Here is a 13,295-nt window from a genome sequence, read left to right as displayed (position 1 = left end):
GCCCAGACAGGCCGGACACAGGTCGCCTCCGCCGGCGGTGGCGGGCACGCCGCAGCCGGCGCACTCGGTAAGGGCCCGGTAGCTGAGGGCCTGGCCCACCGTGCGGGCGGCGGCCGCGGTCGATGACCGCTCCCCCACCGCCTCCACGGACGGACCATCCAGCGGGGCCGCACCGTGGCGGGCGGCGGTGGCGGGAGGCGGGTAGGCCTGGGCGGCGCGGAGCCGGGCGGCGATGATCGCGCCGATCGAGGTGCTCACCGGGCAGGGCAGCGGCCGGCCGGTGACGACGTGGCGCAGCTGCCCGGGGCTCCAGCCGGCCTCCAGCATCACGCTCGCCACACGGCCCTGATCCCTCAGCGCCGGCCCGGTCAGCAGCAGTTCGGGACGTTCCGCCCCGATCTCAAGCAGCAGCCGGATGCCCGCGTCCAGCTCGCCTGCCGCAGGCGGCTTCGGCGACGTGGCCGCGTGCGCGGGGGCCGCTGATGCGTTCGTGCGCGCGCCGTCGCCGCGGTCGCACGGACGGAAGGGCTGGGTGTTGTGCTGGTTGGTGTTCTTAACGGTGGTGTTCTTCGTGCCGGGATCAGCCAACGTAGGGTCATCCACCGGTGGAAAACCCGACTCTGGCTGTGACCTGCCGCTTCGCCAAGCGGGCAGGTCGGTGATGACATACGCGGCCGCGCCGAGGGTGCCGCCCGGGGCGCGCTGGCGTTCCCGGACCAAAAAGCCGTGCTTCTGAAGCTCCTTCAGCCCGCTCTTGACGGCCGCGTCACCGTCGCGGCCACGGCGGACGATGTCGGTGACCGTCATCCGCCAGCCGTCCCGGTGCGTGGAGAGCAGTCCGAACAGACCCTTGGCCTTGAAGGACAACCGGGTGTCGCGGAAGAGCGTGTTGGCGATCTGGGTGAACTGATCGGCCGCCATCACGCCCCGGCGGATCCCCGCCGGGAAGTTGCCGGCGTACTCGGCCTCGGTGGCCGGGCTGGCCAAGCCGGCTTCGATCCGTGCGATGTCCCAGGCGGCCGGGCGGTCCGTGATGCAGTAGACGATCTCGCCGAGGGTGCCGTCCGGGCGGCGCAGGCGTTCACGGATCAGGTAGCCGTGCGCCTCGAGCTCCTGCAGGCCGGTGCGTACCGCTTCCCGCCCATCCGGTCCCCGCGCGACGAGAGCGGCGATCGTGACCGGCCAGCCGTCCCGGTGGGTGCTGATGTAGCCGAACAAGCCCTTCGCCCGATACGAGATGCGGCCATCACGGAACAGCGCGTTGGCGATCTGCGTGTACCGGTCGGCCGCCATCACGCCGCGGCGGATCCCGGATCCGAAGCCGCTCACCGCGCCGTCCTGGGCGCAGGCCGCGTGCGGCGGCCACGACGGCGCACCGTGCCCGCCGGCGTGGGGCGGCCGAGGGACGCGGCTGCGCAGGCGTGGGGGCGTTCCATACTGTCAGCTCACCCGCCGGCCCCGACCAGGCTGACGGCCACGAGCCCCGACCACCGGTCACGATCCCGCAACGCAGCCTTCCCGCTGCCGTGGTCGGGCTCATGGTGGGGCCGACCACTCCTTGCCCGTACGGTGCGCAGCCGTTGCGCAGCCTCCATGAGGTTGCGCAATTCGGGGCTGCGCAACGGATCGTGGGTCGTGCGCAGTCGGGTTGGGGGCAGCGGGTGCGCAGGCCGGCCGTGGAACTGGATGTCCTGGTGCGCAGAGCCAGGTGTGCCGATGCGCAGACCGCCCCTGGGCGGGTCTGGTGGTGTCCTTGTGTGCGCCCGCGCCCCGGCGCCGGCCCGGGGGGGTGGGGCAGACGGGTGTTCGCGCATCCTCGGCGGGGTGCCTGTGTATGAGGCGGTGAGCGCCAGCAGACGCACCTCGGGCCCGGTCGGGTCTGTGGTCGGGCCGACCACAGACCCGACACCAGCTTCGTGTCCCCATCGTGACCGTGGTCGGGGTCTCGTGGTTGGTGGTCGGGTCGGGGTCGGCGGCTTTCCTCAAGGTCAGCAATCACATGTTCTGACCTGGGAGTTTGACCATGTCCTCTGGCATGCAGGCCACAGCGGGCGAGGCTGCTGCTGTGACGGCGGGTGGCGCCCGGCTGGAGGCGATGCGGCGCCGCGTCCGGCTCTCGCGCCTGGCGGTCTGGACGGTCATCGCGGCCGGCCCCATCGCCCTGGCCATCGCCGTCACCTCCACCCCGACCACCCTCGCGGCGGCCCCCGCCGCGAGGCCCGCCGTCGTGCGCACCGCGGCATCCGCCCCCGACCCGGGCGGCTATGCGCAGGTGTTCATCGCCACGTGGCTGCGCAGCGACGCGAACGACGAGACGAGTGCGCAGGCACGGCTTGCGCACTCGATGGCACCCGACGTCGAACTGCCCGACCCAGCTACCAGTGCGCAATCGGCGCCCCAGTCGGTGACGGCGGTGCGCAGTGCTCAGCACGGCACCGGCGCGTGGTCGGTGACGGTGGCTGCGCAATACGCAGGCGGACGGTTGCGCTACTACGCCGTCCCGGTGGCCTCCGACAGCACAGGCTCCTCGTTCACCGTGACCGCAGCGCCCGCCGTAGTGGCCGGCCCCGCCCGCGCCGCAGTCCGGAAGTCGCCGTACGCCGTGAGCGTCCCGGACGGTGATCTCTCGTCCGCGGTCGGGGAGTTCCTCACCGCTTACCTGACCGGTGCCGGCGAGGTGAGCCGCTACCTCGCGCCCGGCGTGAACCTCACCGCCGTCACCCCCGCCCCCTACACGGCTGTTGCCGTCCAGCAGATGTCCGCCATCGACGAGGCCGCGACCGCCGAGCAGGTACCGGCCGACGGCACCACGGTGCGCATCCTCGCCTCGGTGGAAGCCCGCGACACCACCGGCCGGTGGCCACTGTCCTACGAGCTCACGCTCAAGGCCCGCTCGGGCCGGTGGGAAATCGCCGCGCTGGCCTCCGGGACTACCCAGGACGGGGGCGGGCGATGAACACGGTGCACGGCCTGATGCTCGCCGGGCAGCTGAACGACCTCGGCAACTCGTGGATCACCATGTTCAAACAGTGGGCGACGAAGGGCCTGCAGGCCGGGCTGATCTGCCTCGTCGTCGTCATCATGATCCAGAAATTCTCGTTGAAGGCGGGGATCGGCGCCCTGCTCCTGATGGTGATCGCGCTCGGGCTGTACAACGCACGCAACGACCTGGCGAACATGTTCACCGACGAGGTGAAGAACCCGTCCAAGGGCGCACCCGCCGTCCCCGGTGTCGTCCGCTCCGAACTCCCCGCCCCGCCCGACCACGCGCCCGGCGTCGGGGACCGGCTGTGACCGCGGCCGCGGCGCGGGTGGGCCGCTTCTACACCACCGCCCGCCGCCACCCCTGGGTCCTGGGCAAAATCGCCGACTGGAAGATCCCCCTCGGCCCCTACACCCCCGCACAGATCACGGTCGCCGTCGGCGGCGGCTTCCTCCTGGTCAAGACGATCAGCTGGTGGTCATGGATGGGACCCATCCCCATCGTCGGGTGGGCCCTGGTCATCTGGATGGTGCGCCGGCCGAAGGTCCGGGGCCGTGCTCCGATGCCCGCCGCTTTGGGCTGGGTGCTGCTTGGCCGGCAGCCCCGCGGCGGGCGGATCGGCGGACGGGCCGCCCGCGACCGCGCGCCCCGCCCGCTGCTCGGCAGCTTCACCGTCGAGGACGCGCCCGCGCCCGCTCCCCTCCCGGCCGCGCCCTCCCCTGCGTTCGCGCGGCGTCCAGCCCGAGCTGCGCACCCAAGCCCGGCCGCAGGCCGCTCGTCCTCGCCCCGCCGCACACCGCCGGCTGCTCCTGCGGTGACCGCGGGGCCGGTGTCGGGTGTGCAGAAGCTGCTCACGCTCGCCCAGCAAGGGGGTGCGCGGTGAGGGTGCCGATCCGTCACATCGCCGGGCACCTGGTCTGGTCGACGCACGGCAGCGTGTGGGCCCTCTACCGCCTGCACCCCGGCCCGGACGCCCACGGCCAGCGTGAAGAGACCCTCCAGGGCACCTACCTACCGCCCGCGGTCCGTGACGAACAGCTCGCAAAAATCACGCACTTGGTGCGATCGCTGTCCGGGGCCCCGCGGCTGTTCGGCCTGTGCGCGCAAGTCGACCCGGGCGAGATCGGCCTGAAGATGATCGAGGGCATCGAGCCCGCCCAACAGGCACCCGGTGCGGGCCGGCATCCGTGGGTGGAGAACATCGAGGCCGCCCTGGACCTCCTCGATGAGCAGGAGATGCACCGGCGCACCCTGTGGCTGGCCGTGCCCCTGCACACCGCCACCGGCGGCCTGCCAGTCTCCGCGCAACTCGGCGCGGCGTGGGCCGAGATAGCGCCGATGCTCGGCATGCGCCCGACGCCGGTGGCCCGGCGCGAGGTGAGCGCCTACCGCGATCAGGCCGCCCGGGTGGAGGCCGCGCTCGCCGGTGGCATCGCCTTCCGCCCCGCCCGGCCGGCGGAGATCGTCTGGATGATCCAGCACGCCCTGCACCGCGGCCTCGCCGAGCCGCTGCTGGCGGAGGCCGAGACCAGCGAGCTGTACGGCGGGCAGCTCCAGGGCGGTGTGCTGCGCTCCCCCAGCTACGCCGAGCTCGGCCAGGTGCGTCTGCAGGAAGGCGGCATCGACCCCGGCCTCGACGACCCGGGCGACCTCACGAGCGCGGGCCGGATCACCCGTTCGGGCCGCACCGCCTGGTGGCGGCTGCAGGCCGGATCGCCGCTTCGGCGGCGCTGGCTGCAGGTCGAGTCCGAGGCCGGGGTCGGCTATCAGGCGCAGTTGGCGCTGGCCGAGTGCCCGCCCGCCGTCAGTCAGGATGCCGCCGACCTCTTCGCCCAGCTGGAGATGCTCGACTTCCCCGTCGACTACACCATCGACCTCACGCTGGTGCCGGCGGAGAAGGCCCGTGAGCAGGTGCGGCGCAAGAAGAACGAACTCATCGACCAGGCCGACCAGTACGACGCCCGCCCCACCGGCATGCCCGCCTCCCTCACCGAAGCCGCCCGCGACCTCGGCGAGCTGGATGCCCGCCTGTCCCGCACGTCGGTCGAGGTCGAGGTGCAGTCCGTGACCGCGCTGACCGTGTGGGGGCCGACGGCGGCCGTCTGCGACGCGAGGGCCCGCGCCCTGACCGCGCTGCTCGCCGGCGCCGACTACCGCGCCGTACGCCCGGCCGGCCTGCAGGAAGCCCTGTTCACCCTCGGCCTTCCCGGCACCGTACGGCCCGGCGTGCTACGGGAATTCACCCAGCACCAGGTCTCCGAGGACTGGGCGCTTTCCGGGGCCTTCACTCACGCGGAGGTCGGCGACCCGAACGGCATGTTCCTGGGCATCGACCTGGACTGCGGCACCACCCGCCCCGTCATGATCAACGTGGCGGACGCGCCCAAGGTCGACGCGTCCGCCTCGATGGGCATCGTCGGGGACCTCGGCGCGGGCAAGAGCGTGCTGCAGAAACTGATCGCGGAGGCGGTGTGGGCACGCGGCGGCTGCGCGATCTGCATCGACCGCACCCCGATGCGCGAGTGGGCGACCTTCGCCCGCACCGCCGCCAACGGCCGCGCCCAGATCATCGACGCCGCCCGGGCCGAGGTGTCCATCGACCCGCTGCGCATGTTCGACGGCCCAGAGGGCCGCCATTACGCCTTGTCCTACCTCACCCTGCAACTCGGCATCGGCCCGATGAGCACCCATGGCGAGGTTCTCCACCACGCCGTCGAGCAGGCCGCCCGCAGCGACGCCCCGTCTATGCACCGTGTCCTCGAGGTCCTTGAAAAGACGGCCGCACGCCAGGCGGGCAAGCGGCAGGACGCGGCCGCCACCCTGGCCGGCCTCCTCCGGGTCGTCGCCACCAACTCCCTGGCGCGGATGGTCTTCGACCCGACACTGCCGCCCGTGCGGCTGGACGCCTCCAGCGCCTCCGACATGATCGTGATCACCACCACGGGCCTGAAGCTGCCCCCGAAGGCCGCGTTCGACAAGCCCGAGATCCTGCACCAGCAGCCGCTGGAGGCACTGATCGGCCGGGCGGTGCTCTACCTGATCGCAGCTCTCGCCCGGCAGACCGCATTCGCCGACCCCGAACGGTTCACCGCAGTGGTGTTGGACGAGCTGTACTGGCTCACCTCCTCGGCCGAGGGCACCGCCCTGGTTCACGAGATCCTCCATGACGGCCGCAAGCACGGCGCCGGCCTCCTGGCGGGCTCGCACGACGCCGAGGAACTCGGCCCCGACCGAGGCCTGATGGCCTACCGCGCGCTGGCCCGCACCACCGACCGTGAACGCGCCCGTCGCGGCCTGGAGTTCGTCGGGCTCGACCCAGGCGACGACGCACTGCTGCGGCTGGTGACCACCGGCCTGTCCCCCGTCGGCCACCAGGGCCGGGAGGGCGAGTTCCTGATCACCTGCCCGCGGCAGAACACCGGCCGCATCAAGGTCTCCATCCCCCGCATCGAGCGCATCACCGCCTCCATCACCACCACCCCAGGACGCCACCGAAGCGCAGCCCCGCCCTCCGCAACCGGCGCCGGTGCGGCCCATGACGCCCATACGGAGGCATACCAGTGATGACCACTGCAGGGCGGGAGCGTTCCCGTCGCGTCGCCGCGGCCGCCGGCATCCTCACCGTGACCTGCGTCGTGGCCGGTGTGGTCATCCTCGCCCTCGGGGTGGGTGTGCCGCAGGGGTGGTGGCCGCACACCGGACGGGCTTTTACCGGCGGCGCCCGCACACCGCGCCACGATCCCTGCGACCTGATCGCGGGCCCGGGCAAGGCGTACTGCCGGCGCGGCACGACAGCCACCGCCGTCGGTCGGCAGTGTGACGTGGCCGGTGCGGCGCGGAGGCTGGCGACCGCCGGGGCGGGTGTGGCTGTGCTGGTGGTGTGGCGGCTGCGGTCCGCCACTGGGCAAAGGCGGCGCTGACGTGGTGTGTCCACAGCGTGCGATGCTGCGCCCGGCCGGCTTCGTGGTGCTCCTCACCGGCGTGTTCCTCCTGGTGAACACCCAGGTCGTGTACGCGGCCGGCAGCACCAGCGAGACGTCAGACCTGCTCGCGCCGCTGAACATCACCTCCTCCGAGGGGGTGGCGATCGACGGCTACGACCTGAGCGCCTCCGGCGGCTCCATCATCGCCTTCAAGTCCCAGGCCCTCGCCTTCGCCCTGTCCGGGCTGTTCACCCTGATCCGCCTGCTGGTCGGGCTGGCCGGATGGGCCATCGAGGTCGCTTTCCGCTTCCCGCTGCTCAAGCTCCTCACCCGTCCCGCGCAGAAGACCGCCGGCGCCTACGACCACATCGTCGTCGACACGCTCGGGCTCAAGGGGCTGCTGCTGGCCTGGGCGTTCGTGTTCGCCGCCTTCATGATCGTGCGCGGGCGGGTCGGCCGTGGGCTGGGCGAAATCTTCCTCACCCTGCTCATCGGGGCGATCGCCGCCTCCGCGCTGATCCGCCCCGACACCCTGCTCGGCCCGGACGGGCCGCTGGGCCAGGCCCAGCAGGTCGCCGCCGAGGTCGCCCAGCAGAGCGTCAACTCCTACGACTGGGGCGGCCACCTCGCCAGCAAGAGCCCCTGCGACGGCATGGCCGGCCAGGCCGAGATCAGGTGCGAGCAGCAGGAGGGCGATAGACCGGTCTCGGCCAGCGAGGTGGCCCGGCCCATCCAGGACTCGATCACGAACGCCCTGATCGTGAAGCCGTACATGCTCCTTCAGTACGGGCGCATTCTCGACCCTGCCAAGACTGCCGACCGCAAGGCCTATGCCGTCCACCTGAAGTGGGTCGCCGGCGGATACCTGCCCAATTCGACCAGCGACAGCGGGCACAAGGCGAACGACCCCTGCAGGCTGATCCACGGGCCGGGCAGGAAGTACTGCGAGCGCGACGTCGACGCCAAGGCTACCGGTCACGATCTCCCCTCGCTCACGCCGGGCGGCGAACTCCTTGATGCTTCCACTGCGATCGTCACTGACGAGGACCAGGCGTTCGCCGCGTTCCTCTCGGACATGAAGAAGGCCGGCCCGGTCGGCACGTCGTGCGCTGCCTACGCCGAAAAACCCACCTGGTGGCGGGTCGGCGGCGCCTTGCTGCTGCTGATCGCCGCTCTGTTCATCTGCGGCATGCTGCTGTCCAGCGCCGTCGTTCTGCTCGGCACCCAGGGCATCTGTGCCGCGGCTGCGGCCGGCGGGGGCGTCACGTTCGTCGCGGCCATGCTGCCAGGGCCGCCGCGGCAGGCGGTGTGGAAGTGGTTGTCGATCTGGGGCATCGCCCTCCTCGCCACGGTCGGGATCTGCGCGTTCATTCCGTTCTTCGGCATCGCGATCGACGCGGTCCTCACCAACGGCCCCGACCTGATGGTCGAGCGGATCCTGCTCATCGACGTCCTCGCGATCGCCGGCGCGGCCGGTCACCGTCGCCTGGTGACGGGGATCGCTTCCTTTGGCCGGCGCATGGCGATGCGGATGCGCTACGCCAAGGTCGGCGGCACCCACCTGCCCGGCGACACCTCCGAGCTCGGCGCCGCACTCGCCCTCAACTCCCCGACAGCGCTGGGCGGATACGGCGGAGGCTTACGCGCCGTCAGCGGCTGGAGTGGTGGCGGCAGGTTCGGAATGCTCGGCACCCGGCAGCGGCTGATGGGTGCGCTCACCTCCCTGGCCGACGGGGCGGGCATGCCGACGGACACCGGCCGCCTCCTGGCCGATGGCGTGGCCGAAGCCGGGCGCGGCCTGGCCCCGCTGACGGCGGCCGCGGCTGTGGGCGCCCTGGGCGCGCGGCTGGGCGCCCAGGGCGCGTACGGGCTGCTGATCGGACGCCGGCCGGATCCGGAGCGGCTGGCCGCGTGGCGCAAGCCCACCGCCGACGGCGACCCGGGCCCGGGCGCGGGCGGCCCCCGGGACGGCGGCGGTGGCCCAGGCGGTGCGGGCGGCGGGCCGCGCCGGCCCTCAGGCCCGCCCGACCGCTACCGCACCCCGGACGGGAAGATCGTCGACGCCGAAACCGGCCAGACGCTGCACGACCAGCACGCCGACCGCACCCTGCTCTCCACCCGGGCCCACAACCGGCTGGTCCGCCTGCGCGGCTACCGCATCCTGAACCGGGGCGGACGGGCCGCGTACGGGGCGACGGTCGGGCTGCCCGCAGGCATCCGCCGGGCCCGCTCAGCAGGCTCTCGCTACGCCCAGGACGCCCGTCAGCAGGTCCGGGTGTGGGCCAACACGGTTCGCGAAGACCGCCGGGCCTGGAGCGACACGGGCCGGCACGTGGCCCGGGTCCTGCGCGAGCACACCGACGACCACGGCGGCGCCTTCTCCTTTGCCGGGCGCCGCCTGCCCACCCCAGCCACGCCCGCACCCGCCCGGCGCCCGGCACCGGCCGGGGCACGCCCCGCAGCCTCACGCTCGGGGCGGGCGGCGGCGGGCGGCCCCACGCCGCCCCCGCCCACACCACCGCACCCGCGCCCTGATGCCCCGGCACCCCGCTCACCGTCCGATCCCGGCACCCCCGCCCGTCCCGCAACCACCACCGCGCCCAATCCGCGGGAGGAGGCACGCCGGCGGATGCGGGAGCTGATGCGGCGCACCGAGCCGGACGCCGACCAGATCAACCGGCTGGGCCGGGTGCGTGAGCGCTGGCAGGACGAGGACGGTGAGGAGGCGTGAGGCCGCCGGGACGCCGCATCCGGCGGTGGGGCTGCATGGTGGCGCTGCTGATGTTCGCCGCCGTGTGCTGCGCCGCGCCGCTCCCCCAGGCGATCAGCACCTACACCGCTTTAACGACCACGGCCCAGGGGGATGGGGGGATCGCCGGGGGCGGCAGCACCGCGGACATCCCGCCGCGGATGCTGGCCGCCTACCACAAGGCCGCCCGGCAGGTGGGCAGGTACGCGCCGGGGTGCCGGGGCATGCGCTGGCCGATCCTCGCCGGGATCGCCAAGGTCGAGTCCCACCACGCGGCAGGCCACACCATCACCGCGGGCGGCGACATCCGCCCCAAGATCTACGGGGTGCTGTTGACCGGCTCCGGCCACGGCGGCAACACCACCGCCGTCCCCGACACCGACCACGGCACATGGGACGGCACCGCGCAGGGCGAGCGCGCGGTCGGCCCGTTTCAGTTCCTGCCCTCCACCTGGGAGTCGGTGGGCAAGGACGGCAACGGCGACACGGTCGCCGATCCGCACAATGCCGACGATGCCGCGCTCGGGGCTGCGGTCTATCTCTGCTCAGGCGGACGTGATCTGGCCAAACGCACCCAGCTCGAGGCCGCGTTATGGCAGTACAACCACTCGGCCGCGTACGTGGCCGACGTGCTGGGCTGGATCGAGCAGTACACCGCGGCCGCCCAGGCACCCGACCTCACACACCTCTCCGGCCAGGTCCGCACCGTGATCGAGGCGGCGCTCTCCCAGCGGGGCGTGCCCTATGCGTGGGGCGGCGGCAACGCGAACGGCCCCTCCTACGGGATCTGCTGCACGCCCAGCGGCACCAGCGGCACGACCGTCAAGGGCTACGACTGCTCCGGGCTGACCACCTACGCCTACGCCACGGTGGGTATCCGGCTGCCGCGCACCGCGGCCGCCCAGGCCGGTGCCGGCCGGCGCATCCCGGCCAGGCTCGGCACGGGTGGTCTCACGCCCGGTGATCTCGTCTTCTACGCCACCGCTCCCGGCCACGATGCAACGATCTACCACGTCGGGATCTACCTGGGCGGCGGGCAGATGGTCAACGCCCCGCGCCCGCACACCGTGGTGCGCCTGGACCCGGTCACCGCGATGCCCGGCTACGCGGGGGGTGCCCGGCTGCTGTGAGAACCCCAGCCCGTTCACCGCGCCTGCTGACGCTGGCCACCATCGTGCTTGCCGTCGCCGGGGCCGCCGTCCTGGGCATGCCGCCCGGCCGGCCGTCACCGCCGGCCCCGAAGACGACGGCGACGTCGGCCGCGCATGCGGCCGCTGATGCGGCAACGGCTGCCGCGCCTCCCGCCGGCGTCCCAGCCGCCGGCGCGGCCGTCTCCCCGCCGGCCGCCACCTCGACGCCGTCGGCCCCCACATCCGCTCTGCCCCCGCACGGCGAGGGCGTGGCAGGCGATGAGGCCATCCAGCGCACCCTGCAGGCAGCCTGGCCCGCCGACCTTCCCCCCAACGACGAGCAGGCGCTGCTGGCCGCCGGGCGTGCGCTGCTGCGCGCGGACGCCACCGGAGCAGGCCGCGCGCGGTGGCCTTCGGTGTTCGGCACCGCCAGCCGGGCGGTGGCCCCGGCGTTCGCCACCGCCCGCTTCCGCATCCAGGCCGCGATCGCCCGCCGCGACGGCGGCCCCGCCCGGGCGGTGGTGCATCTGGTGTGGGCCGGCACGGACCGCGGCGGCACCTACACCGATCTGCGCACAACCGACTGGCACTTCACCCGCACCCCCCGGAAAGGAGCCACCGCATGGACTCCGCAGCCCCGTACGTGACCATCCGGGCCGCCAGCGCGGCCGCCGGTCTGATGCCCGGCCTGGTGAGGGGCCTGGCCGATGTGGCCGGCTGGCTCGTGGGCCACTGGTATGTGCCGTTGCTGGCCGTCGCCGGGTGCTGGGGCGCAGGTGAGGCGGTGGTGCGCCGGCTCGCGGCCGCAGCATCCGCCCAGCGGATGGCCCTGGAACTCACCCCCTCACGCCACTTCGACCCCGGCCTGGAGGAGATCTTCCGCCGGGGTGTGCAGCTCGCCCGGGCCTCCACCAGCATGCCCTGGTGGGCGCCGCGCCGGTCCAAGGCGGTGCAGATTAGGCTGCGCGCGGACGGCAGCACCCCGCTGCGCTACCGCATCGAAGGACCCGCCGGCGGTGAACGCCTGCTGTCCATCACCCCCTTCGGGCCGGACGTCACCGTCCACCGGGCAAGACCCATCGCGGACACGCCCCGCACGCACACGGTGCGCGCGGAGTTCCTCCTGCGCGGCACCCCCACCGCCCCGCTGCGCGAGGTGCCCCTGACCCCGGACCCGCTGCAGCCGCTCATCGACGCCGTGTCCGACCTGCGCGCCGAGCTCGGCGACCTCGCCGAACTCCGCCTCGACCTGCAGCGCGCCCCGAAGTGGGCGCTGCGGGCGCGCCGGATGCAGCTGCTGGGCGCCGCGCGCCGCGCGGAACACCGCCAGGCCCAGCGGGCTGCGCGCTGGCTGCGCCAGGACGCCGCCGGTATCGAGGACTCCCTCCTCGTCCAGCTGCGCCAGCTGCTGGCCGGCACCAGGGCCGCCGGCGGGCGGCGGCTGGTGATGCCGCCCGTACCGCGCCGGGTGGACCCGGCCGAGGCGCTGGGCAAGCTCGCCGACGACGACCACCTCGTGCGCGTCCAGCTGCTGGTGCTGTGCGCCTCCAACGTTCAGGGCCGCGCCCAGGCCCGCCTCGCCCAACTCCAGGCCGCCCTCGACGTCTTCGGCGGCCGCTCCAGGTGGGCGATGCGCGGCTGGCGGCTGGGTCCCTGGCGGCTGGGGGCGGATGCCTGGCCCACCCGGCAGAGCTTCGAGCGCCGCTGGAGGCGGGGGCACTGCCAGCCGCCCCGCCCCAACTGGGTACGGCTGGAGGAGCTGGCCGGCCTGCTCAAGCCGCCCACCCGGCACTGCCGCCTGCCCGTGCTCGCCGGCGACCTGCCCACCTTCACCTTCGGCGACCCGGAGCTGCTGCTGCAGGGCCTCTACCGCGCCCCGGACGGCCGCGAACGCCTGGTCGCCACCCACGCCTCCGAAACCCTCTTCGAGATAGCCGTGGGCAAGGCCGGCGGCGGCAAGACCGAACGGGCCCTGGCCCAGGCGATCGGCTGGGCGCATGCCGGGGGCGGACTGCTGTTTATCGACCCGCACCGCGACTCCTGGCCCCGCGCCACCCCCTTCCTCGCCCACGACACGCTGATGCAGCGCATCGCACTGATCGACCTCAACGCCCTGGGCGCCAACCCCCGCATCAGTTCATGGAATCCGCTCGGCATGCACCACGGGCAGGCCGCGCACGAGGTCGTCGAAGCCATCACCGACGCCTACGCCGCAGCACTGGCCTGGGACGACGCCACCGCCCCCCGCGCCATCACCATCCTCACCGCCGCCCTGACCGTGCTGGCCTGCGTCAACGAGACCGCCTGCCGGGCCGGCCGACCCCAAGACCAGGCCACCCTCTTCCACGTGCGGGCCCTGCTCACCGACACCGCCTTCCGCAACAAAGCACTCACCGCCATCGCCGGCCGGCTGGACGCGGAGACCCGTTCCTGGTGGCAGACCACCTTCCCGACCCTGCCGCAGGACGCGTTCGCCGTCGTCCTCAACCCCCTCGCCCGCCTCGCCGCCC

General features: G+C 73.4%; 10 protein-coding genes. 9 read left to right on the top strand and 1 reads right to left on the bottom strand.

Annotated features, from left to right (window positions below; genetic code table 11):
* Positions 1–1,329: hypothetical protein (locus GRC12_RS33065; protein ID WP_208783343.1), on the bottom strand; the 1,329-nt coding region annotated here is incomplete at its 3' end.
* A gap of 706 nt (positions 1,330–2,035) precedes the next feature.
* On the opposite strand from GRC12_RS33065, the gene GRC12_RS33060 reads away from it, so the two are divergent.
* From GRC12_RS33060 to GRC12_RS33020, 9 genes are all read left to right on the top strand, one after another.
* The gene (locus tag GRC12_RS33060; RefSeq protein ID WP_244374145.1) at positions 2,036–2,956 is read left to right on the top strand and encodes a conjugal transfer protein; all 921 of its coding nucleotides are present in this window, start codon (positions 2,036–2,038) and stop codon (positions 2,954–2,956) included.
* Positions 2,953–3,294: a hypothetical protein gene (locus GRC12_RS33055; RefSeq protein WP_208783337.1), complete on the top strand. Its 342-nt coding sequence runs from the start codon at positions 2,953–2,955 to the stop codon at positions 3,292–3,294. The genes GRC12_RS33060 and GRC12_RS33055 overlap by 4 nt, the downstream gene beginning before the upstream one ends.
* Positions 3,291–3,866, top strand: coding sequence for a hypothetical protein (locus GRC12_RS33050; RefSeq protein ID WP_208783336.1), 576 nt, complete (start codon positions 3,291–3,293; stop codon positions 3,864–3,866). The genes GRC12_RS33055 and GRC12_RS33050 overlap by 4 nt, the downstream gene beginning before the upstream one ends.
* Positions 3,863–6,547, top strand: a complete 2,685-nt coding sequence (locus GRC12_RS33045; RefSeq protein ID WP_208783335.1) for an ATP-binding protein — start codon at positions 3,863–3,865, stop codon at positions 6,545–6,547. The genes GRC12_RS33050 and GRC12_RS33045 overlap by 4 nt, the downstream gene beginning before the upstream one ends.
* Positions 6,547–6,903 carry a hypothetical protein gene (locus GRC12_RS33040; RefSeq protein ID WP_208783334.1) on the top strand — a complete coding sequence of 119 codons (357 nt, stop codon included), beginning with the start codon at positions 6,547–6,549 and terminating at the stop codon, positions 6,901–6,903. The genes GRC12_RS33045 and GRC12_RS33040 overlap by 1 nt, the downstream gene beginning before the upstream one ends.
* Positions 6,904–6,925: 22 nt before the next feature.
* Positions 6,926–9,637, top strand: a complete 2,712-nt coding sequence (locus tag GRC12_RS33035; protein ID WP_208783332.1) for a hypothetical protein — start codon at positions 6,926–6,928, stop codon at positions 9,635–9,637.
* A complete protein-coding gene (locus tag GRC12_RS33030) occupies positions 9,634–10,785 on the top strand; it encodes a C40 family peptidase (RefSeq protein ID WP_308286694.1) in 1,152 nt (383 codons plus the stop codon). The genes GRC12_RS33035 and GRC12_RS33030 overlap by 4 nt, the downstream gene beginning before the upstream one ends.
* The gene (locus tag GRC12_RS33025; RefSeq protein ID WP_208783330.1) at positions 10,782–11,432 is read left to right on the top strand and encodes a hypothetical protein; all 651 of its coding nucleotides are present in this window, start codon (positions 10,782–10,784) and stop codon (positions 11,430–11,432) included. Before GRC12_RS33030 ends, GRC12_RS33025 begins: the two co-directional genes overlap by 4 nt.
* Positions 11,408–13,295, top strand: a 1,888-nt coding sequence (locus GRC12_RS33020) for an ATP/GTP-binding protein (RefSeq protein ID WP_208783328.1), incomplete at its 3' end; no start/stop codon positions are given. The genes GRC12_RS33025 and GRC12_RS33020, both read left to right, overlap by 25 nt.

Source organism: Streptomyces griseorubiginosus (assembly GCF_017614965.1).
GTDB lineage: Bacteria > Actinomycetota > Actinomycetes > Streptomycetales > Streptomycetaceae > Streptomyces > Streptomyces griseorubiginosus_B.
Note: the sequence above shows the minus strand (reverse complement) of the source record. Positions and strands in the feature narration are given on the sequence as shown.